At 72.8% G+C, this 18,726-nt stretch carries 19 protein-coding genes; 11 read left to right on the top strand and 8 right to left on the bottom strand.

The genetic code is table 11. The annotated features are described in order from the left end of the window. Nucleotides 1-729, bottom strand: coding sequence for a ZIP family metal transporter (locus tag ACH4LD_RS17970; RefSeq protein WP_398057020.1), 729 nt, complete (start codon nt 727-729; stop codon nt 1-3). An 82-nt stretch (nt 730-811) separates the two neighbouring features. Here ACH4LD_RS17970 and cobM point away from each other — a divergent pair, with 82 nt between their 5' ends. Genes cobM through cobC form a run of 6 tightly spaced genes read left to right on the top strand, consistent with a single transcriptional unit; the run spans nt 812 to nt 7,132 of the window. Then, nucleotides 812-1,630, top strand: a complete 819-nt coding sequence (cobM, locus tag ACH4LD_RS17965) for a precorrin-4 C(11)-methyltransferase (RefSeq protein WP_132784091.1) — start codon at nt 812-814, stop codon at nt 1,628-1,630. Continuing rightward, a complete protein-coding gene (gene cbiE, locus ACH4LD_RS17960) occupies nt 1,627-2,862 on the top strand; it encodes a precorrin-6y C5,15-methyltransferase (decarboxylating) subunit CbiE (RefSeq protein ID WP_398057019.1) in 1,236 nt (411 codons plus the stop codon). Before cobM ends, cbiE begins: the two co-directional genes overlap by 4 nt. Further along, a complete protein-coding gene (gene cobJ, locus ACH4LD_RS17955; protein WP_398057018.1) occupies nt 2,859-4,550 on the top strand; it encodes a precorrin-3B C(17)-methyltransferase in 1,692 nt (563 codons plus the stop codon). Before cbiE ends, cobJ begins: the two co-directional genes overlap by 4 nt. Continuing rightward, nucleotides 4,547-5,137, top strand: a complete 591-nt coding sequence (locus ACH4LD_RS17950) for a precorrin-8X methylmutase (protein WP_398057017.1) — start codon at nt 4,547-4,549, stop codon at nt 5,135-5,137. The genes cobJ and ACH4LD_RS17950 overlap by 4 nt, the downstream gene beginning before the upstream one ends. Beyond that, entirely contained in the window at nt 5,134-6,048 is a 915-nt protein-coding gene (locus tag ACH4LD_RS17945; RefSeq protein ID WP_398057016.1) for a sirohydrochlorin chelatase, read from the top strand. The genes ACH4LD_RS17950 and ACH4LD_RS17945 overlap by 4 nt, the downstream gene beginning before the upstream one ends. Further along, on the top strand, nt 6,038-7,132 hold the full coding sequence (gene cobC / locus ACH4LD_RS17940; RefSeq protein WP_398057015.1) for an Rv2231c family pyridoxal phosphate-dependent protein CobC: 1,095 nt from the start codon (nt 6,038-6,040) through the stop codon (nt 7,130-7,132). Before ACH4LD_RS17945 ends, cobC begins: the two co-directional genes overlap by 11 nt. 250 nt (nt 7,133-7,382) lie before the next feature. Here the strand turns inward: cobC and ACH4LD_RS17935 are convergent, their stop codons facing one another. The 5 genes from ACH4LD_RS17935 to ACH4LD_RS17915 all read right to left on the bottom strand — a co-directional run bounded on the left by ACH4LD_RS17935 (nt 7,383) and on the right by ACH4LD_RS17915 (nt 12,028). Next, on the bottom strand, nt 7,383-8,294 hold the full coding sequence (locus ACH4LD_RS17935) for an SCO1860 family LAETG-anchored protein (protein ID WP_398057014.1): 912 nt from the start codon (nt 8,292-8,294) through the stop codon (nt 7,383-7,385). 155 nt (nt 8,295-8,449) lie between these two features. Further along, nucleotides 8,450-9,541 carry an amidohydrolase family protein gene (locus ACH4LD_RS17930; protein WP_398057013.1) on the bottom strand — a complete coding sequence of 364 codons (1,092 nt, stop codon included), beginning with the start codon at nt 9,539-9,541 and terminating at the stop codon, nt 8,450-8,452. 17 nt (nt 9,542-9,558) lie between these two features. Next, nucleotides 9,559-10,353 carry an amino acid ABC transporter ATP-binding protein gene (locus ACH4LD_RS17925; RefSeq protein ID WP_398057012.1) on the bottom strand — a complete coding sequence of 265 codons (795 nt, stop codon included), beginning with the start codon at nt 10,351-10,353 and terminating at the stop codon, nt 9,559-9,561. Further along, nucleotides 10,350-11,183, bottom strand: coding sequence for an amino acid ABC transporter permease (locus tag ACH4LD_RS17920; protein ID WP_103813020.1), 834 nt, complete (start codon nt 11,181-11,183; stop codon nt 10,350-10,352). The genes ACH4LD_RS17925 and ACH4LD_RS17920 overlap by 4 nt, the downstream gene beginning before the upstream one ends. Beyond that, complete coding sequence (locus tag ACH4LD_RS17915; protein WP_132784081.1) at nt 11,180-12,028, bottom strand: transporter substrate-binding domain-containing protein; 849 nt, start codon at nt 12,026-12,028, stop codon at nt 11,180-11,182. The genes ACH4LD_RS17920 and ACH4LD_RS17915 overlap by 4 nt, the downstream gene beginning before the upstream one ends. Nucleotides 12,029-12,167: 139 nt before the next feature. Between ACH4LD_RS17915 and ACH4LD_RS17910 the strand changes: the two genes are divergently transcribed. From ACH4LD_RS17910 to thpD, 5 genes are all read left to right on the top strand, one after another. Then, nucleotides 12,168-13,271, top strand: coding sequence for a pyridoxal-phosphate-dependent aminotransferase family protein (locus ACH4LD_RS17910; RefSeq protein ID WP_398057011.1), 1,104 nt, complete (start codon nt 12,168-12,170; stop codon nt 13,269-13,271). Between the two features lie 327 nt (nt 13,272-13,598). Beyond that, nucleotides 13,599-14,117 (top strand): diaminobutyrate acetyltransferase, encoded by a 519-nt coding sequence (gene ectA / locus ACH4LD_RS17905; protein WP_132784079.1) that lies wholly within the window; start codon nt 13,599-13,601, stop codon nt 14,115-14,117. Nucleotides 14,118-14,130: 13 nt separating this feature from the next. Further along, nucleotides 14,131-15,402, top strand: a complete 1,272-nt coding sequence (gene ectB / locus ACH4LD_RS17900) for a diaminobutyrate--2-oxoglutarate transaminase (RefSeq protein ID WP_398057010.1) — start codon at nt 14,131-14,133, stop codon at nt 15,400-15,402. 29 nt (nt 15,403-15,431) lie between these two features. After that, a complete protein-coding gene (locus ACH4LD_RS17895) occupies nt 15,432-15,836 on the top strand; it encodes an ectoine synthase (RefSeq protein ID WP_398057009.1) in 405 nt (134 codons plus the stop codon). Nucleotides 15,837-15,842: 6 nt separating this feature from the next. Beyond that, a complete protein-coding gene (gene thpD / locus ACH4LD_RS17890) occupies nt 15,843-16,736 on the top strand; it encodes an ectoine hydroxylase (protein ID WP_103813014.1) in 894 nt (297 codons plus the stop codon). Nucleotides 16,737-16,798: 62 nt separating this feature from the next. Here the strand turns inward: thpD and ACH4LD_RS17885 are convergent, their stop codons facing one another. Together ACH4LD_RS17885 and ACH4LD_RS17880 are read right to left on the bottom strand one after the other, a co-directional pair. After that, entirely contained in the window at nt 16,799-17,860 is a 1,062-nt protein-coding gene (locus ACH4LD_RS17885) for an aminotransferase class V-fold PLP-dependent enzyme (protein WP_398057008.1), read from the bottom strand. A gap of 96 nt (nt 17,861-17,956) precedes the next feature. Further along, a complete protein-coding gene (locus ACH4LD_RS17880; RefSeq protein ID WP_398057007.1) occupies nt 17,957-18,676 on the bottom strand; it encodes a DsbA family oxidoreductase in 720 nt (239 codons plus the stop codon). Nucleotides 18,677-18,726: the final 50 nt, after the last annotated feature.

The following is an 18,726-nucleotide window of genomic DNA, read 5'->3' as shown; positions in this document are numbered from 1 at the left end:
TCACCCCGTGACGCCCACCACCAGCCAGATGAAGGCCGCGCCCGCGACCGTGCACAGCAGGGTGGAACGGGCGGGGTGCTCATGGTGGGCCTCGGGGAGGATCTCCGCCGCGGCGAGGTACAGCAGTGCGCCGGCGAACAGGCCGAGATAGCCGCCGAGGACGGCCTCCGGGATGGTGAGGAACGCGGACGCGGCGGCTCCGGCGACGGGTGCGACCGCGTCCGCGAAGAGCATGGCCAGGGCCTTGCGGCGGGCGTTGCCGTACAGGCTGGTGAGGGTGAAGGTGTTGAAGCCGTCCGCGAAGTCGTGGGCGATGACGGCGAGCGCGACCGCGGTGCCCATGCCGCTGCCCACCTGGAACGACGCGCCGATCGCCACGCCGTCCATCAGGCTGTGGCCCACCATTGCCGCGGCCGCCGTCAGGCCCACCTCGGGGGCCCGGTGGTTGTGTTCGGCGGCGCCGTGCGCGGCGCGGCGCGCCGCCAGCAGGCGTTCCACCAGATGGGCGAGGAGGAAGCCGGCCAGGAACAGCAGGAGTGCGGCCGGGACGCCGTGGACCTCGGTGCCCGCCGCCCGGAGCGCCTCCGGCAGCAGGTCCAGGCCGACCACGCCCAGCATCAGCCCGCCGGCCAGGCCCAGCACCAGATGGCGGCGGTCGGTCACGCGCTGTGCCGTCCAGCCGCCGGCCAGCGTCATCAGGAACGCGCCGAGCGCGACGAAGACCGCCATAGGCCCTTGCTATCGGATCGACCCGTGTTCCCGCACGTCCGACAGCCACAACCGCAGTACTCGTAGGAGAGGACCGATTCCCATGGCCGATGCCCCCACCGGCAAGGTGACCTTCGTCGGTGCCGGCCCCGGCGCCGCCGATCTGCTGACGTTCCGTGCCGCGCGGGCCATCGCCGAGGCCGACGTCGTGATCTGGGCGGCGAGCCTGGTCCAGGCGGAGGTCCTCGAACACGCCCGCGAGGACGCCGAGGTCCTGGACTCGGCGACCATGTCGCTGGAGGACGTCGTCGCGGTGTACCGGCGCGCGTCCGAGGAGGGGCTGAGGGTGGCTCGTATCCACTCCGGCGACCCGGCCCTGTGGGGCGGCACCCAGGAGCAGCTGGACCGCTGTCAGGAGATCGGCATCGCGACCGAGGTCGTCCCGGGCGTGTCCTCCTTCTCCGCCGTGGCCGCGCTCGCGCAGCGCGAGCTGACGATCCCCGAGGTCGCGCAGTCCGTGGTGCTGACCCGGCTGGGCGGGGGCAAGACGCCGATGCCGCCCGGTGAGGAAGTGCGCGAGTTCGCCCGCCACGGCACCACCATGGCGATCTTCCTGTCGGCGGCCCGCAGCGGGCAGCTCGTGCGGGAGCTGCTGGAGGGCGGCTACCCGACGGACACCCCGGTGGTGATCGCCTACCAGGCGACCTGGCCGGAGGAGCTGATCGTGAAGTGCACGATCGGCACGCTGGAGGAGACGGTCAAGGAGCACCGGCTCTGGAAGCACACGCTGTTCCTGGTCGGCCCGGCGCTGGACGCGCACGGGACGCGTTCGCACCTGTACCACCCGGGTCACTTCCACGGCTACCGCAAGGCCGACCCCGAGGCTCGGCGGGCGCTGCGCGAGCAGAGGGCGAAGAGTTGATCACGGTGGTCGGTACGGGGACCGGTGCGCCGGTGCCCGAGGACGTCCTGGCCGGGGCCGCGCTGGTCGTCGGCGGTCGGCGGCACCTGGACGCCGTACGCCTGCCCGAGGGGGCGGAACGCGTGGTGCTCGGTCCGCTGGCGCCTGCCCTGGACACCATCGCCGGGTACGCCGGCAAGGAGCTGCCGGTGGTCGTGCTGGCGTCCGGGGACCCGGGGTTCTTCGGGATCGTGCGGGCGCTGGCCGAACGGTTCGGGTCCGGGCTGCTGGACGTGCGGCCGGGGGTGTCCTCCGTGGCCGCCGCCTTCGCCCGGATCGGGCTGCCCTGGGACGACGCGGTGGTGGTCAGCGCGCACGGCCGGGAGCTGCGGACGGCGGTGAACGTGTGCCGGGCGCGGCCGAAGGTGGCCGTGCTGACCGGACCGGGCGCCGGTCCGGCCGAGCTGGGGGCCGCGCTCCCCGGTGACCGGACCCTGGTCGTGGCGAGCGCGCTCGGCGATCCGCGGCGGGAGCGCGTGGAGCGGGTGACGGCCGCCGAGGCGGCGGTCCGGGACTGGGGCACGGCGGTGAGCGTGGTGCTGTGCCTGGACGAGGCGCGGGCGCTCGGTGCGGTGCGGACGGTGGCCGGGGTGCCCGGGGCGCCGGACCGGTGGGCCCTGGAGGAGGACGCGTTCGCGCACCGGGACTCGATGATCACCAAGTTCGAGGTGCGGGCGCTGGCCCTGGCCCGGCTGGGGCCGCGCCTGGGTGACCTGGTGTGGGACGTGGGCGCCGGGTCGGGCTCGGTCGCGGTGGAGTGCGCGCGGCTGGGTGCCGCGGTCGTCGCCGTCGAGAAGACCCCGGACGGGGTGGCGCGCGTCCGGGCCAACGCGGACGCCCACGGCGTCGACGTGGACGTGGTGCACGGCTCGGCTCCGGACGCCCTGGCGGGGCTGGCCGGCGATCCCGACGCGGTGTTCGTCGGCGGCGGGGGCCGGGAGCTGTCCGCCGTGGTGAGCGCGTGCGCGCGGCGGGCCCGGCGGACGGTCGTCGTCGCCATGGCCGCGCTGGACCGGGTGCCGGCGGCCCGGCAAGCGCTGACGGAGGCCGGGTTCACCTGCGACGGGGTGCTGTTGCAGTCCTCGCGTCTCGCGCCACTGCCGGGCGACGTGACCCGGCTGGCGGCCACCAATCCTGTGTTCCTGCTGTGGGGCGTGAGAACCCCGGTGTCTAGTGAAGGAGTGGTCCAGTGATCGGCCTCATTTCCGCCACCGCGGCGGGGGCGGCGGCGCGGGACCGGCTGGCCGCGGCCTGGCCGGGGCGTACGCGCGTGTACGAGGGTCCCGTCGGGGAGGCCGTACGGGCCGCGTTCGCGGAGTGCGAGCAGCTGGTGTGCTTCCTCGCGACCGGGGCGGTGGTACGCCTGCTCGCGCCGCTGCTCGCCGGCAAGGCGGCCGACCCGGGCGTGGTGTGCGTGGACGAGGGCGGCCGGTTCGCGGTGTCGCTGCTCGGCGGGCACGGCGGCGGCGCCAACGCGCTGGCCCGCGAGGTGGGCGAGGTGCTGGGCGCCGAGCCGGTGGTGACGACCGCCACGGACGCCGCCGGGCTGCCGGGCCTGGACACGCTCGGCCTGCCGTACGAGGGCGCGGTCGCCGCTGTCTCCCGGGCCCTGCTGGACGGCGAACCGGTCGCGCTGGAGGCGGAGGTGGCGTGGCCGCTGCCGCCGCTGCCGGTCGCGCCCCAGGGTGCGTACACGATCCGGGTGACCGACCGCGCCGTCGCGGCGGGCGAGCGGGAGGTGCTGCTCAGGCCGCCGTCGCTGGTGGTCGGGGTCGGCGCGTCGAAGGGCGCGCCGGCCGAGGAGGTCCTCGGTCTGGTCGAGGAGGCGCTGCGGGAGGCGGGCCTGTCGCCGCGGTCGGTCGCGGAGCTGGCCACCGTGGACGCCAAGGCGGAGGAGCCGGGCATCGTGGCCGCCGCCGAACGGCTGGCGGTGCCCCTGGTGACGTACTCCGCCGAGGAGCTGGCGGCGGTCGCGGTGCCCAACCCGTCGGACGCGCCCCTCGCGGCCGTCGGCACCCCGTCGGTCGCGGAGGCCGCCGCGCTGGTCCGGGGCGGTGAACTCCTCGTGCCCAAGCGCAAGTCGGAGCGCGCCGACGGGCAGCCGGCGATGGCGACCTGTGCGGTGGTGCGGCGTCCGGGGCGCGGACGGCTCGCGGTCGTCGGCCTCGGGCCGGGCGCCCGGGACCTGCTCACCCCGCGCGCGGCGGCCGAGTTGCGGCGTGCGTCGGTGCTGGTCGGGCTCGACCAGTACGTGGACCAGATCCGCGATCTGCTGCGGCCCGGCACCCGGGTGCTGGAGTCGGGGCTCGGCGCGGAGGAGGAGCGGGCCCGGACGGCGGTCGCCGAGGCCCGTGAGGGGCACGCGGTGGCGCTGATCGGCAGCGGGGACGCGGGCGTGTACGCCATGGCCTCCCCGGCGCTCGCCGAGGCCTCGGACGACATCGACGTGGTCGGGGTGCCCGGGGTGACGGCCGCGCTGGCCGCCGGGGCGGTCCTGGGCGCGCCGCTGGGCCACGACCACGTGTCCATCAGCCTGTCCGACCTGCACACGCCATGGGGGGTCATCGAGCGCCGGGTGCGCGCGGCGGCCGAGTCGGACCTCGTCGTCACCTTCTACAACCCGCGCTCCCGGGGCCGGGACTGGCAGCTTCCCAAGGCGCTCGCGATCCTCGCCGGACACCGGGAGCCGACGACGCCGGTGGGCGTCGTACGCAACGCCTCCCGGCCGGACGAGTCCGCCCGGGTCACCACGCTCGCCGCACTGGACCCGGCGACGGTCGACATGATGACGGTCGTCACCGTGGGCAACACGGCGACCCGTGAGATCGCGGGGCGCATGGTGACGCCGCGCGGCTACCGCTGGCAGGAGGACCCGAAGTGAACCGCGTCGTCCACCCGATCGAGCAGGAGTCCTACCGGCGGCTGCGCGCCCGTCTGGACACCTCGCACTTCCCGCCGCTGACCCGGGCGGTGGTGGAGCGGGTCATCCACTCGGCCGCCGACCTGGAGTACGCGAACGACCTCGTCATGGACGAGGGCGAGCTGGTGGCGGCGCACGCGGCGCTGCACGCCGGGGCGCCGGTGGTCGTGGACGTCGAGATGGTGGCCGCCGGGATCACCCGGCGCGAGACCGTCTGCCGGCTGAGGGACGCGGTGGCCGGACCGGGGCTTACCCGGTCGGCGCACGCGATCCGGCTCGCGTACGAGCAGGTCGGTCCCGGTGCCCTCTGGGTGATCGGCAACGCGCCGACCGCGCTGGAGGAACTGCTGACCCTCAACGCCGCCCCGGTGCTCGTCATCGGACTGCCCGTCGGCTTCGTCGGCGCGGTCGAGTCCAAGGCCGCGTTGCGGAAGAGCGGGCTGCCCGCCGTGAGCAACGTGTCCGAGAAGGGCGGGTCGGCGGTCGCGTCCGCCGCGCTCAACGCCCTGCTGTACCACCCCGTTCCACACTCCGAGGAGACCTCGTGACCACCCCGCCCGCCCTGCTCATCGCCGGCCACGGCACCCGTGACGACGCCGGAGCCGAGGCGTTCCGCGACTTCGTCCGGGAGCTGGGGCGCCGCCACCCCGGACTGCCCGTCGCCGGCGGTTTCATCGAACTGTCCCCGCCGCCGCTGGGCGAGGCCGTCACCGAGCTGGTCGAACAGGGCGTGCGCCGGTTCGCCGCCGTGCCGCTGATGCTGGTGTCCGCCGGGCACGCCAAGGGGGACATCCCGGCGGCGCTGGCCCGTGAGAAGGAGCGGCACCCGGGCGTCTCGTACACCTACGGCCGTCCGCTGGGCCCCCACCCGGCGCTGCTGAGCGTGCTGGAGCGGCGGCTGGACGAGGCGCTGGACGGCACGGACCGCACGGAGACGACCGTGCTGCTGGTCGGGCGCGGCTCCACCGACCCCGACGCCAACGCCGAGGTGTTCAAGGCGGCGCGGCTGCTCTGGGAGGGCCGGGGGTACGCCGGGGTGGAGACGGCGTTCGTGTCGCTCGCGGCGCCGGACGTGCCGAGCGGGCTGGACCGGTGCGCGGCGCTGGGGGCGCGGCGGATCGTCGTGCTCCCCTACTTCCTCTTCACCGGCATCCTGCCGGACCGGGTGCGGCAGCAGACCGAGGAGTGGGCCGCCGCGCACCCGGAGGCCGAGGTGCGCTCGGCCGACGTCATCGGGCCCGAGCCGGAGCTGCTGGACCTGGTGATGGAGCGGTACGAGGAGGCCGTCAAGGGCGATCTGCGGATGAACTGCGACTCGTGCGTGTACCGGATCGCGCTGCCGGGCTTCGAGGACAAGGTCGGGCTGCCGCAGCAGCCGCACTTCCACCCGGACGACGACCACCACCACGGCCACGGGCACCACCATCACGGGGGGCACTCGCACAGCCATGCGCACTGAGGCGACCGGCGCGTCCGGGCACGATCTGCGGCACCACGGGGACGCCGAAGTGCGGGACGACGGGGCCGCGCTGGTCGACCTCGCCGTCAACGTCCGCGCGGACACGCCTCCGGCGTGGCTGCGGGAGGAGATCGCCGGTTCGCTGTCGTCCCTCGCGGCCTACCCGGACGGGCGGGCCGCGCGGGCGGCGGTGGCGGCGCGGCACGGGCTGCCGGTGGAGCGGGTGCTGCTGACGGCGGGGGCGGCGGAGGCGTTCGTGCTGCTCGCCCGCGCGCTGAAGGTCCGCCGGCCGGTCGTCGTGCACCCGCAGTTCACCGAGCCGGAGGCCGCGCTGCGGGACGCCGGGCACACTGTGGACCGGGTGCTGCTGCGGGAGGAGGACGGGTTCCGGCTGGACCCGGCGGCCGTGCCGGAGGACGCCGACCTGGTGGTGATCGGCAACCCCACGAATCCCACGTCGGTGCTGCATCCGGCGCGGACGATCGTCCGACTGGCCCGCCCGGGGCGGACGTTGGTGGTGGACGAGGCGTTCATGGACGCGGTGCCGGGTGAGCGGGAGGCGCTGGCCGGGCGGACCGGTGTGCCGGGGCTCGTCGTGCTGCGCAGCCTCACCAAGACCTGGGGGCTGGCCGGGCTGCGCATCGGGTACGTCCTGGCCGCGCCCGAGGTGATCGCCGAGCTGGAGCGGGCCCAGCCCTTGTGGCCGGTGTCGACCCCGGCGCTGGCGGCCGCGGAGGCGTGTGTGGCGCCGAGGGCGCTGGCGGAGGCCGGGCACGCGGCGCATCGCATCGCCGGGGACCGGGCGCACCTGGTGGCCGGGCTGGCCGCGTTCGCCGCTCGCGGAGTGCGGGTGGTGGAGCCGGCGGAGGGGCCGTTCGTGCTGGTGCGTATGCCGGGGGCCGCCGGGGTACGGCGGCGGTTGCGGGAGCTCGGTCACGCGGTGCGGCGGGGTGACACGTTTCCCGGGCTCGGGGAGGAGTGGGTGCGGGTCGCCGTGCGGGACCGGGCGACGGTGAACGGGTTCTTGCGGGCGCTGTCGGCGGCACTGGATTCGCCCACCCACCCGTCCGGCCCGCCCGGCTGACAGGCCGGGGCACCGACCGGCGCCCCGGCTCGCCTCGTTGAGGGGGCAGGGGAGGAGCGCCGGGCCACGCCGGGCGGCCGGGGCACCCGGCCGGGCCACGCCGCCGGGCGGTGACCGGCGCCACCCGCGATCAGTCACCGACCGACCACGGCCCCCCCCGGCACCAGCCGAGCCACCGCCGGCGTGCTCCCCCAGCGACGACCAGCCCCCGGCAGCCCCCCTCCCGGCTCCGGTCGAGCCGCCGCCCCCGTCAGCTCTTCCGGCGTCGGGTCAGGGCCACCGCTCCCCCGCCCGCCAGCAGCAGGGCCAGTGCGCCGCCCGCGATGTACGGGGTCGCCGAGCTGCCGCCGGTCTCCGCGAGGTCCGCTTCGGCGGGGGCGCCCTGGGGGCGGGGGCCGCCGGCCGGGTCGTGGCTCGGGACCGGGGTCTTGGCGGGCGGGGTCATCGGGGACTGGCAGGTGGCCTTGGCCAGGGTGACCGTGCCCTCGACGTCGGCCACGTTGAGCTTCAAGGGGTTGACCGAGACCTTGAGTTCGAGTGCGGTCGCGGCGGCCGTACGGGTCATGGTGCTCCGCTGGGAGAGGTCGAGGCGGACCTCTCCGACGCCGGGCACCTTCACCTCGGACGGGCCGCCGGCGGTGAGGGTGACACGCTTGCCGAGGACGGTGACGGCGCCGAGGACGTTCGCCGAGGCGACCGGTGCCCTGCCGACCTCGCAGGTCGCCTTGGCGGTGATCGTGTCGGCCTCGATCAGGGACAGCAGGGGCAGGCCGGGGACGTGCAGCTTGGCGTGGGCGACCCGGACCGAGCCCTCGGCCCGCCGTGCGGTCACCGTGGCCCTGGCCTGGGCGACGTCCGCGCCGAGGACGGTGAACGGCTTGCCTCCGTTCACGCCGTCGAGCCGGGCGGACAGCGCGGTCCGGTCGGCGCTCTGCGGTGCCTGGACCTCGTTGAGGGAGACCGCGAGCGGGACGTTCACGGTCTTGTTGAGCAGGGACACGTCGAGCCCGGTGCGCAGGACGACGGCGGAGGCGCGGCCGTGGTCGCCGGTCGCGTGCGCGGCGCCCGCGCCCCCCAGGACCACGGGCGCCGAGGCGAGGGCCGTGGCCGTCGCGAGGACGGTGAGACGGCGTGCGGGCATGCGGAAGTTGTTGCTGTTCAAGGCGGTGGGACCCCCAGACGGGACATGCTTGGGACCCGTCAACCTTGTCCCCGGTGTGGGTGAACGGTCAGCGTTCCGGGGTTACTTCACTCAAACGTGGATTTCCCGCACACCGATTCGATTCCGGGGCGAAATCGGCGGGATCACGGGAACGTCTACTCGACCACCCGCCCGTTCAGCACCACCCGCCGGGGCGCCGCCAGCACCCGCACGTCCGCCCGGGGGTCGGCCTCGTACACCACGAGGTCGGCCGGGGCGCCCTCCTCCAGTCCGGGCCGGCCGAGCCAGGCGCGGGCGGCCCAGCTCGTGGCGGCGAGCGCGTCGGCCGACGGGATGCCGGCGGCGACCAGTTCGGCGACCTCCTCCGCGACCAGCCCGTGCGGCAGTGTGCCGCCGGCGTCCGTGCCGACGAACACCGGGATGCCGGCGTCGTGGGCGGCGCGCACGGTGTCGTAGCGCCGCTCGTACAGCCGGCGCATATGGGCGGACCAGCGCGGGAACTTCTTCTCGCCGCCGTCCGCGAGCCGGGGGAAGGTGGCGATGTTGACGAGGGTCGGGACGATCGCGACGCCCCGCTCGGCGAACAGCGGGATCAGGTCCTCGGTGAGGCCGGTGGCGTGCTCGATGCAGTCGATGCCCGCCTCGACCAGGTCGCGCAGGGAGTTCTCGGCGAAGCAGTGGGCGGTGACCCGGGCGCCGAGCCGGTGTGCCTCGGCGATGGCCGCCTCCACCGCCTCGCGGGGCCAGCAGGGGGCCAGGTCGCCCAGGTCGCGGTCGATCCAGTCGCCGACCAGCTTGACCCAGCCGTCACCGCGCCGGGCCTCCCGGGCGACATGGGCGACGAGGTCGTCGGGCTCGATCTCCCAGGCGAAGTTGCGGATGTAGCGGCGGGTGCGGGCGATGTGCCGGCCCGCCCGGATGATCTTCGGGAGGTCGTCGCGGTCGTCGATCCAGCGGGTGTCGGAGGGCGAGCCCGCGTCACGGATCAGCAGCGTGCCCGTCTCGCGGTCGGTGAGCGCCTGCTTCTCGGCGGTGTCCGCGTCGACCGGGCCCTCGGCGCCGAGGCCCACATGGCAGTGGGCGTCGACCAGGCCGGGGAGCGCCCAGCCCTCGACGGTGGTGATGTCGCGGGCCCCGGCGGGGCGGTCGTAGGAGACGCGGCCCCCGACCACCCACAGCTCCTCACGGACGTCGTCCGGCCCCACCAGGACCCGGCCCTTCACGTGCAGCACCGCACCATCGCTCATGCTCGCACCCTAACGACCTACGGCTCGGACTTCCCCACCTGGTCGGAGGTCTCTTCCTCGACCTCGGCCATCGCCGGGTCGAGGAGCCGGGAGAGGAAGTGCCGGGTGCGCTCGTGCTGCGGGTCGCCGATGACCCGGTCCGGGCTGCCGTCCTCGACGATCACACCGCCGTCCATGAAGACGACCCGGTCGGCGACCTCGCGGGCGAAGGTCATCTCGTGGGTGACGACCATCATCGTCATGCCCTCCCGCGCGAGCCGGCGCATGACGGCGAGGACGTCGCCGACCAGCTCGGGGTCGAGCGCGGAGGTCGGCTCGTCGAAGAGCATCACCTCGGGGCCCATGGCGAGCGCGCGGGCGATGGCGACACGCTGCTGCTGGCCGCCGGAGAGGGAGGACGGGTAGGCGTCCGCCTTCTCCGCAAGGCCGACGCGGGCGAGGTTCTCGGCGGCGACGCGCGCGGCGGTCTGCTTGTCCCGCCCGAGGACGCGGCGCTGCGGCAGCGTGAGGTTCTCGGTGACGTTCAGGTGCGGGAAGAGGTTGAACTGCTGGAAGACCATGCCGATGCGGCGGCGTACGGCGTCGATGTCGACGTCGGGGTCGGTCACCTCGGTGCCGCCGACGAAGACCTGCCCCTTGGTGGGCTCCTCCAGCAGGTTCACGCAGCGCAGCAGCGTCGACTTGCCGGAGCCGGAGGGGCCGATGACGCAGACGACCTCGCCCTGGCCGATCTCCAGGTCGATGCCGCAGAGCACCTCGTTGTCGCCGAAGGACTTGTGCAGTCCGCGGACCTCGATCTCCGGGCGGCTCACCGGATCGCCTCCTGGGCCTTGGATTCCATACGGCGGACGACGAAGCTGAGCGGGATGGTGACCAGCAGGTAGCACAGGCCCGCGACCAGGATCGGCGTGGAGTTGGCGGTGGTACTGGCGAGGTCGCGGCCGAACTTGGACAGTTCCCGCTCCTCCAGGGTGACACCGAGGAACAGCACCAGCGAGGAGTCCTTGAACAGCAGGACGAGTTCGTTGGTAAGCGGCGGCAGGATGATCCGGAAGGCCTGGGGGATGATGATGGACACCATGGCCTTCGCGGGCGAGAAGCCGAGCGAACGGGCCGCCTCCATCTGCCCCTTGGGCACGGCCTGGATGCCGGCCCGGATGGTCTCCGCCATGTACGCGGCCGAGACCAGGCCGAGCGCGAGGGCGACCTTGCCGTAGGTGCCGCCCGGGATCTCCGTGCCGGGGAAGGCGAGGGGCACGGCCACGCCGACGAAGATGAAGATCAGCAGGGCGGGCAGCCCGCGGAAGATCTCGATGTAGACGCTCGCCAGCCAGCGGTAGGGGCCCACGGAGGACAGCCGCATCAGCGCGATGACCATGCCCAGGACGAGTCCGACGACGAAGCCGGACAGCGTGTAGAGCACGGTGTTCTTCAGCGCCAGCGTGATGACGTCCGGGAACATCTGCTTCGCGATGTCCGCCTGGGCGAACTGGTTCTGGAGCCGGCCCCAGTCGGCCGTGACCGCGAACGCGATCACGGCGGCGGCGAAGACGGCGTACTGGACGCCACGCGACAGGCCGCGCTTCTGACGCCGGGTCAGTCCCTTCTTCTTCGGCTGGAGGGCTGTGTCCGTGTCGGTCATGAGGCGGCGGGAGAGGCGACGGAGGCCTCGTACGGGCCGATCCACTGCTCGTAGATCTTCTTGTAGGTGCCGTCGGCCTTGGCGGTCCTGATCGCCTTGTTGATGGCGTCGAGCAGCGCCTTGTTGCCCTTCTTGACGGTGAAGCCGTACTGCTCACCGGTCTTGAGGTTGTCCACGACCTTGAACTTGTCCGCGTTGGCCTTGTCCTTCAGCCAGCCCTGCACGACCGGGTAGTCGATGACGACGGCCTGGACCTGGCCGGTGCGCAGGCCGTTGAGGACGGCGTCGGAGGACTCGAAGGAGATCGGGTCGTAGCCCTTGCTCTTGACGTAGTCCTCGCCGGTGGTCTGCGCCTGGGCGCCGAGCTTCTTGCCCTTGGCCTTGACGTCGGCGAGCGAGTCGATCCCGCTGTTCTTGTCGACGAGGACGGCCTGGGTGGCCTCGAAGTACGGGTCGGAGAAGTCGACGTTCTTCTTGCGCTCGGCGGTGATGGTCATGCCGGCGGCGGCCAGGTCGCACTCGCCCGAGTTCAGGAAGGCACCCGTCTTGAAGTTCTCGAAGGGCGTGTCGAGGATCTGCTGCTTGACGCCGAGATCCTTGGCGACGAGGTCGATGAGGGAGACGTCGAAGCCCTGCACCTTGCCGTTCACCTCCGACTGGAACGGCGGGTACGGCAGGTGGGTGCAGGTGGTCAGCTGACCGCCCTTGACCAGGTGGACGCCCTTGACCGTGGTCTTGCCGCTCCCCGAGTCGCTGGAGGAGCAGCCGGCCGCGACGAGCACGAGTGCGGCGGTCGCGGTGGTGGCGGCCAGAAGGCGGGTCCGGCGCCCGACGAGCGTTTTCATGGGGGAGATCTCCTGTCGGGGAACTAAGGGTTCCGATTATAAGGAAGTGTTTGAGTCTCTCAAATCAAACCCATGGCCAAGCAGGCCCCCGACCTAAGATCGAGGGAGTCGGCCCCCGAGAGACGAAGAGAGCACCGCCGTGACCCACCCCTTCCTCGACCTGCCCCCGCTGAGTGCCGAGCGTTTCGCCGCCATCGAGGACGGGGTGGCCCGGCTGCTGGACACCCGCCAGGACGTCCTGATCACCCAGGGCGAGGCGCTGCTGCCGCTGGAGGGCGCGATCCGCGCGGCCGCCGGTCCGGGCACGGTGGCCCTGAACGTGATCACGGGTCCCTACGGGCAGACCTTCGGCAACTGGCTGCGCGACGCCGGCGCCACCGTGCACGACCTCGCGGTCCCCTTCCACACGGCGGTGACCGCGGGGCAGATCCGGGAGGCGTTCGCCGAACACCCGGAGATCGACTTCGTGTCGCTGGTGCACGCCGAGGCGGCGACCGGCAACACCAACCCGGTCGCGGAGATCGGCGAGGTGGTGCGCGAGCAGGGCGCCCTCTTCTATCTGGACGCGGTGGCCTCCGTGGGCGCGGAGCCGGTGCTGCCGGACGCGTGGGGCGTGGACCTGTGCGTGATCGGGGCGCAGAAGGCGATGGGCGGCCCGGCGGGCGTGTCGGCGATCTCGGTCAGCGCGCGGGCGTGGGACCGGATGGCCGCCAACCCGAACGCCCCGCGCCGCTCCTACCTGTCCCTGCTGGACTGGAAGGAGCGCTGGATCGACGCCGGCCGCAAGGCGCTGCCGCACGCTCCGGCGCAGCTGGAGATGCTGGCGCTGGAGGCGTGCCTGGAGCGGATCGAGTCGGCGGGCCTGGAGTCGGTGATGGCCCGGCACCGGCGCGCGGCGCTGGCCGCACGGGCCGGCGCGGTGGCACTGGGCGGGGGCCTGGAACCGTACGTGTACGAGGAGCGGGACGCGGCACCGGTCGCCACGACCCTCCGCGTGCCGCCCGGCGTGGTGGCCTCCGACCTGGTGGCCCGCGCTCTGGCGACCGACCCCGCGCTGCCGCTGGCGGCCGGCGGCGGCGCCCTGGCCCGGGAGATGATCCGCGTCAACCACTACGGCCCCGACGCGACCCAGGGCGCGGTCCAGAACTCCCTGGCGGCACTGGGCGCGGCGCTCGCCGAGCAGGGACTGCCGGTGGACCCGGCCGCGGCCCGCCGGGCCGTGGAGAACGCCTGGCGGCGATAAGCAATCGGCCATCACCCCGGAACGCAACGAAAACGGCTCGCGCGCACCGCGCGGGCCGTTTTCGCATCTTGAATTCCAATTACTTTCACAAACTCCGCCAATTCTTCTGACGATAGCTTCCCGTCTTCTTCTGCCCGCTTTTTGCAGGGCTAAACAGGGGAGTTTGCTCACGGGTTTCCCGCCACTTCCTGGCTGTGACACACTCCACAACGAGTGATATTTGTCCCCATTTGATGCGGTACATATCTGACATTTCATCGACTCGGCAAGAACCCTTCGCATCCGCTCCCGTGCATTTTCGAATTCGCCTCGCTAAATTCGTGCCGCATGACTGCCGCACCCGCAGACCTGCTCATCGAACGGCCGGCGACGACCGACGGAGCCGCGCTCTGGCGTCTCGCCAAGGAATCGAAAACCCTCGACCTGAACTCCTCCTACAGCTATCTGCTGTGGTGCCGGGACTTCGCCGGCACCTCGGCGGTGGCGCGCGGCGCGGGCGGGGAGCCGGTCGGCTTCGTCACCGGATACCTGCGGCCGGACCGCCCCCGCACGCTGCTCGTCTGGCAGGTGGCCGTCGACCCCGCCCACCGGGGCCACGGCATCGCCGCCAGGCTGCTGGACGGGCTGACCGCCCGGCTCGTCGCCGAGCGCGGGATCACCGGGCTGGAGACCACCATCACGCCCGGCAACACCGCCTCCGAGCGGCTGTTCACCTCCTTCGCCGAGCGGCACGGCGCACGGGTGACCCGCGAGGTGCTGTTCCCCGCCGAACTGTTCACCGACGGCCCGCACGACCCCGAAGTCCTCTACCGCATCGGCCCGTTGACCGACTCCACCGCCCACTGAGGAGCGATCCACCGTGACCATCACCCAGCCCGATCTCAGCGTCTTCGAGACCCTGGAGTCCGAGGTGCGCAGCTACTGCCGCGGCTGGCCCACCGTCTTCGACCGGGCGCAGGGCAGCCGGATGTACGACGAGGACGGTCATGCGTACCTCGACTTCTTCGCCGGCGCCGGCTCGCTCAACTACGGCCACAACAACCCCGTCCTCAAACGGGCGCTGATCGACTACCTGGACCGGGACGGCGTCACCCACGGCCTGGACATGTCGACCACGGCCAAACGCACCTTCCTCCAGACCTTCCAGGACCTGGTCCTGCGCCCGCGCGACCTGCCGTACAAGGTCATGTTCCCGGGGCCGACCGGCACCAACGCGGTGGAGTCGGCGCTGAAGCTGGCGCGGAAGGTGAAGGGCCGCGAGGCGATCGTGTCGTTCACCAACGCCTTCCACGGCATGTCGCTGGGCTCCCTCGCCGTGACCGGCAACGCCTTCAAGCGGGCCGGCGCGGGCATTCCGCTGGTGCACGGCACGCCGATGCCGTTCGACAACTACTTCGACGGCACGGTCCCGGACTTCCTGTGGTTCGAGCGGCTGCTGGAGGACCAGGGCTCCGGGCTGAACAAGCCCGCCGCCGTGATCGTGGAGACCGTGCAGGGCGAGGGCGGCATCAACGTGGCCCGGCCCGAATGGCTGCGCGCGCTGAAGGAGCTGTGCGAGCGGCAGGACATGCTGCTGATCGTCGACGACATCCAGATGGGCTGCGGCCGTACCGGCGCGTTCTTCTCCTTCGAGGAGGCCGGCATCACGCCGGACATCGTCACCGTGTCGAAGTCGATCAGCGGCTACGGACTGCCCATGTCGCTGTGCCTGTTCAAGCCCGAGCTGGACGTGTGGGAGCCGGGCGAGCACAACGGCACGTTCCGCGGCAACAACCCCGCCTTCGTGACCGCCACCGCCGCGCTGGAGACGTACTGGACCGACGGCTCGGCCATGGAGAAGCAGACCCGCGCCCGTGGCGAACAGGTCGAGCGGGCCCTCATCTCCGTCACCGAGGAGAACCTGGCCGACGTGAAGGAGTACCGCGGCCGCGGGCTCGTGTGGGGCCTGGAGTTCCACGACACGTCCCGGGCCTCCCGGGTCGCCCGCCGCGCCTTCGAACTCGGGCTGCTGATCGAGACGTCCGGCCCGCAGGGCGAGGTCGTCAAGCTGCTGCCCGCCCTGACCATCACGCGCGAGGAACTGGACGCAGGGCTCAGCGTCCTGGCCCGCGCCGTCCGCGAAACCGCCTAGCCGTACCCAGCAAGGAGGAAGTGCACCCCATGATCGTCCGTTCGTTCAAGGAGATCGAAGGCACCGACCGGCACATCAGGGCGAAGTCCGGCACCTGGGAGAGCAAGCGGATCGTCCTCGCCAAGGAGCGCGTCGGCTTCTCCCTGCACGAGACCATCCTGTACGCCGGGACCGAGACGTCGATGTGGTACGCCAACCACATCGAGGCCGTCGTCTGCACCAGGGGCGAGGCCGAACTCACCGACCAGGAGACCGGGAAGACGTACACGATCGCCCCCGGCACCATGTACCTCCTCGACGGGCACGAGCGGCACACGCTGCGCGTCAAGGAGGACTTCCACTGCATCTGCGTGTTCAACCCGCCGGTCACCGGCCGGGAGGACCACGACGAGAACGGCGTCTACCCGCTGCTCACCGAGCCCGAGGAGGTGTGAGAGCCCATGACCACCGCCACCGTGAAGGACCTCTACCCGACCCGCGGCACCACCGAGGTGACCGTCCCCCGCCAGGACCCCGTCGTGTGGGGCGCCCCGGACACCCCGGGCCCGATCGCGACGGCCGACCTCCAGGCGTACGAGCGGGACGGCTTCCTCGCCGTCGACCAGCTCATCGGCCCGGACGAGGTCGAGGTCTACAAGCGTGAGCTGGACCGGCTGGTCACCGACCCGGCGGTCCGCGCCGACGAGCGCTCGATCGTCGAGCCGAAGTCCAAGGAGATCCGCTCGGTCTTCGAGGTGCACCGGATCAGCGAGGTGTTCGCGAACCTCGTGCGCGATCCTCGCGTGGTCGGCCGCGCCCGGCAGATCCTCGGCTCGGACGTGTACGTCCACCAGTCACGGATCAACGTCAAGCCGGGCTTCGGCGCGAGCGGCTTCTACTGGCACTCGGACTTCGAGACCTGGCACGCCGAGGACGGCCTGCCGAACATGCGCACGGTGTCCGTCTCGATCGCGCTGACCGAGAACCACGACACCAACGGCGGCCTGATGATCATGCCGGGCTCGCACCGGACGTTCCTGGGCTGCGCCGGCGCCACGCCGAAGGACAACTACAAGAAGTCCCTGCAGATGCAGGACGCGGGCACGCCGTCGGACGAGGCGCTGACCGCGCTGGCGAGCGAGTACGGCATCCGGCTGTTCACCGGCAAGGCCGGCTCGGCGACCTGGTTCGACTGCAACTGCATGCACGGCTCCGGCGACAACATCACGCCGTTCCCGCGCAGCAACGTCTTCATCGTGTTCAACAGCGTGGAGAACACGGCGGTGGAGCCCTTCGCGGCGCCGGTGCGGCGGCCGGAGTTCATCGGAGCGAGGGATTTCACTCCGGTGCGGTAGCCGCCCCCGATCACCGGGCCGGGGCCTCCTCGTGTGGGACGGGAGGCCCCGGCCCGGTCGTGTCAGCCGGACAGCGCCTCCAGCAGCCGGTCCACGTCGGCGGCCGTGTTGTAGAGGTGGAAGGCCGCGCGCAGGTTGCCCGCGCGGTCGGAGACCTCGATGCCCGCCTCGCTCAAGGCGGGCTGGCGGGCGCCGAGTCCGGGAACCGAGACGATCGCCGAGCCGGGGGCGGGCACCGGCTCGTGGCCGAGACCGGCGAGACCCGCGCGGAACCGGTCGGCGAGGGCGGTGTCATGGGCGTGCACGGCGTCCACACCGAGTTCCTCGACGAGTTCCAGCGAGCGCCGCAGGCCCGCGAAGGTGAACAGGGCGTGGGTGAGGTCGAACCGCCGGGCGGAGTGGGCGAGCTCGGCCACCGGGCCGTAGCAGCTGTCCCACGGCCGCTCGGCCGCGACCCAGCCGGCGAGCAGCGGGGTCAGCCCGCCGAAGTCCTCGGGGACGGTGAGGAAGGCGGCGCCGTGCGGGCCCAGCAGCCACTTGAAGGAGACACTGGCCGTGAAGTCGTAGGCGTCCGCCTCCACCGGCAGCCAGCCGGCGGCCTGGGAGAAGTCGACGTAGGTGCGGGCGCCGTGGGCGCGGGCGGCCTCGCGCAGGGCGGGCAGGTCGGCGACCCGGCCGTCCGCGGACTGCGCGGCGCTGACCGCGACGAGCGCGGTCCCCGGCCGGACGGACTCGGCGACCGCTTCCAGCGGGACCGTGCGGACCTTGAGGTCGCCGCGGACGTGGAAGGGGTTGAGCACGGAGGTGAAGTCGTCCTCGGCGGTGAGGACTTCGGCGCCCGCCGGGAGCGAGGCGGCGATCACGCCGGTGTGCGCGGCGACCGAGGCGCCGGCCGCGACCCGGGTGGCCGGGACGCCCACGAGCCGGGCGAACGCGGCCCGGCTCGCCTCCACGTCCTCGTACAGCGAGGTCAGCGGCCGGCCCTCGGCCCGCAGCAGCGCCGCGTCCTTCAGGGCGGCGACGCTACGGGCCGGCAGCAGGCCGTTGCTCGCGGTGTTGAGGTAGATGCTCTTCGGGGTGAACTCGGCGCGGACGAGGCGGTCGAACGTCTCCGTGGTCTCCATGGGTCCACTCTGCGGCCCAGGGAACTACGCGTCCATTGCGGACTTTTACGTGGTTCCTCTTAGCGGCGCTTATACGACCGCCCCGACCTGCGCTTTTCAGCCCTGCTGCGGCACCGCGCACCCGTCCGGCCCGCACGCCTCGGCGTCACCCTGCTCGACCAGCTTCAGCGGCGAGCGGTCGCCCCAGGCCTGGGTGAGCGCCTGCGTGAAGACCTCGGCGGGCTGCGCGCCGGAGACGCCGTACGTCCGGTCGAGGACGAAGAACGGCACCCCGGTCGCGCCGAGCTGGGCGGCCTCGCGCTCGTCGGCGCGGACCTCGTCGGCGTAGCGGGACGGGTCGGCGAGCACCGCGCGGGCGGCCCCGGCGTCCAGCCCGGCCTCGACGGCCAGCTCCACCAGGCGTTCGTCGCCCTCCGTGTAGACGGACCGCTCCTCGGCGAAGTTCGCCCGGTAGAGGATCTGGATCAGCTCGTCCTGCCGGCCCTGCTCCTTGGCGAAGTGCAGCAGGCGGTGCATGTCGAAGGTGTTGCCGTGGTCGCGGTCCCGGGTGCGGTAGTCCAGGCCCTCGGCGGCGGCCTGGGCGGCCAGGTTGTCCTCACCGGCCTGGGCCTGCGCCTCGCTCATGCCGTACTTCCTGGTCAGCATGGTGATCACCGGCTGGACGTCGCCCTTGGCGCGGCCCGGGTCCAGCTCGAAGGAGCGGTGCACCACCTCGACCTGGTCGCGGTGCGGGAAGGCTGCCAGCGCCTTCTCGAAGCGGGCCTTGCCCACATAGCACCAGGGGCAGGCGATGTCGCTCCAGATCTCGACGCGCATGTCTTCGGCTCTCTCCGGCTCGTACGGGGTGCGGGGGCTCTCCCCGGCCG

The organism is Streptomyces sp. NPDC017676 (assembly GCF_044329325.1).
Taxonomy (GTDB): Bacteria; Actinomycetota; Actinomycetes; order Streptomycetales; family Streptomycetaceae; genus Streptomyces.
Note: the sequence above shows the minus strand (reverse complement) of the source record. Positions and strands in the feature narration are given on the sequence as shown.

Coding starts and splice junctions, on each gene's coding strand:
- ACH4LD_RS17920 (WP_103813020.1), bottom strand. CDS start 11,183: ATGACCGACACGGACACAGCCCTCCAGCCGAAGAAGAAGGGACTGACC.
- ACH4LD_RS17880 (WP_398057007.1), bottom strand. CDS start 18,676: ATGCGCGTCGAGATCTGGAGCGACATCGCCTGCCCCTGGTGCTATGTG.
- ACH4LD_RS17970 (WP_398057020.1), bottom strand. CDS start 729: ATGGCGGTCTTCGTCGCGCTCGGCGCGTTCCTGATGACGCTGGCCGGC.
- ectA (WP_132784079.1), top strand. CDS start 13,599: ATGACTGCCGCACCCGCAGACCTGCTCATCGAACGGCCGGCGACGACC.
- cobM (WP_132784091.1), top strand. CDS start 812: ATGGCCGATGCCCCCACCGGCAAGGTGACCTTCGTCGGTGCCGGCCCC.
- ACH4LD_RS17895 (WP_398057009.1), top strand. CDS start 15,432: ATGATCGTCCGTTCGTTCAAGGAGATCGAAGGCACCGACCGGCACATC.
- ACH4LD_RS17915 (WP_132784081.1), bottom strand. CDS start 12,028: ATGAAAACGCTCGTCGGGCGCCGGACCCGCCTTCTGGCCGCCACCACC.
- thpD (WP_103813014.1), top strand. CDS start 15,843: ATGACCACCGCCACCGTGAAGGACCTCTACCCGACCCGCGGCACCACC.
- ACH4LD_RS17930 (WP_398057013.1), bottom strand. CDS start 9,541: ATGAGCGATGGTGCGGTGCTGCACGTGAAGGGCCGGGTCCTGGTGGGG.
- ACH4LD_RS17885 (WP_398057008.1), bottom strand. CDS start 17,860: ATGGAGACCACGGAGACGTTCGACCGCCTCGTCCGCGCCGAGTTCACC.
- cobC (WP_398057015.1), top strand. CDS start 6,038: ATGCGCACTGAGGCGACCGGCGCGTCCGGGCACGATCTGCGGCACCAC.